The organism is Emticicia sp. (assembly GCF_049241225.1).
Lineage (GTDB): Bacteria > Bacteroidota > Bacteroidia > Cytophagales > Spirosomataceae > Emticicia.
In genome coordinates this window covers 1-1,138 of the sequence record NZ_JBMLRC010000317.1, presented here as the reverse complement: position 1 = coordinate 1,138, position 1,138 = coordinate 1, and the positions used below count along the sequence as shown (strand labels likewise).

Sequence of the window (1,138 nt, the reverse complement as noted above, 5' to 3'; positions counted from 1 at the left end):
AAAATTATATGGTACCACCCATGAAAATTCGAGAATTTACATTTTCGAGTTTATCTGATGCGGTGTAAAACACAGTTGGCAATTAACAGTAGGCAGTGCACACCATATTACTGCCCACTGTCAACTGCCAACTGTTAACTGGGCTTTATGAAACCATTTATTTTTACAAGAATACAGTATAACTCTGGAGATTGGGATACCGACCAGCGAATGCCTTCAAATATTCTTAATTCTTTGGTCGAATACACAACTATTCCGATTGATGAAAAAGAAAAAGTGGTGCTTTTGAGTAGTAATGAGCTTTTCAAAAGTCCGTTTTGCTATTTGAGTGGACATAAATTGGTTGAATTTTCGAGTCAAGAACGTGACCATTTTCGGAAATATATCGAAAATGGCGGATTTGTATTTGTGGATGATTGTAACCATGATATTGATGGACTTTTTGCCAAATCGTTTGAGCAAGAAATGGCTCGAACTTTCGGAGCAAAAGCCCTTCAAAAAATTCCGAATACGCATCCAATTTATAATTGTTTTTTTCAGTTTGATGGCCCTCCTACTACCACTTTTGAGCTAAATGGCTGGGGCGACGACCTCGTGCATGATTACTTAAAAGCAATTATTATCAATGGTAGAATCGGGGTTTTATACAGCAATAAAGATTACGGTTGCGAGTGGGACTACGATTTCAGAAACAAACGCTGGCTCGCCGAAGACAATACTAAATTTGGAGTAAATATTATTAATTATGCCTTGACAGTTTGATTTAATACATAAAAATGGTGAAGATAATAAATATAATAGTTGCAGTGTTGATAGTAATTATCAATGTATATTTTATTAAGACATCTTCTTCAATCATTTTTTCAGGGGGAGGAGGAATGGGTTGGGGCTTAGTATTTTTACCAATTTCTATTTCTATAAACCTCTTTTTGATTACTGCATTTTTAATATTAAAAAAATCAAAACAGAATAGCATTTTCCTGCTTACTCTCAATTCTTTGGGGCTATTTTGGTCATTGTTTTGGTTTTATCAAATCCATATTTCTTAAAAGCATTAAAATTACATTTCAAGTAAACGAAAAATATTAAAATTGGAAACCAAAGAACTTCATCATTACAAAACATTAGTAGCCAAATT

Annotated in this window: 2 protein-coding genes; both read left to right on the top strand. The window is 33.7% G+C overall.

Annotation, left to right across the window (positions count from 1 at the left end; translation table 11 throughout):
- The first annotated feature begins 147 nt into the window (after positions 1-147).
- Positions 148-762 (top strand): DUF4159 domain-containing protein, encoded by a 615-nt coding sequence (locus ACOVO2_RS16910; RefSeq protein WP_188766316.1) that lies wholly within the window; start codon positions 148-150, stop codon positions 760-762.
- 14 nt (positions 763-776) lie between these two features.
- A complete protein-coding gene (locus ACOVO2_RS16905) occupies positions 777-1,049 on the top strand; it encodes a hypothetical protein (protein WP_421771112.1) in 273 nt (90 codons plus the stop codon).
- Positions 1,050-1,138 lie beyond the last annotated feature (89 nt).

Bases quoted from the DNA above. Each gene is read 5' to 3' on its own strand.
- ACOVO2_RS16910 (WP_188766316.1), top strand. From the start codon at position 148: ATGAAACCATTTATTTTTACAAGAATACAGTATAACTCTGGAGATTGG.
- ACOVO2_RS16905 (WP_421771112.1), top strand. From the start codon at position 777: ATGGTGAAGATAATAAATATAATAGTTGCAGTGTTGATAGTAATTATC.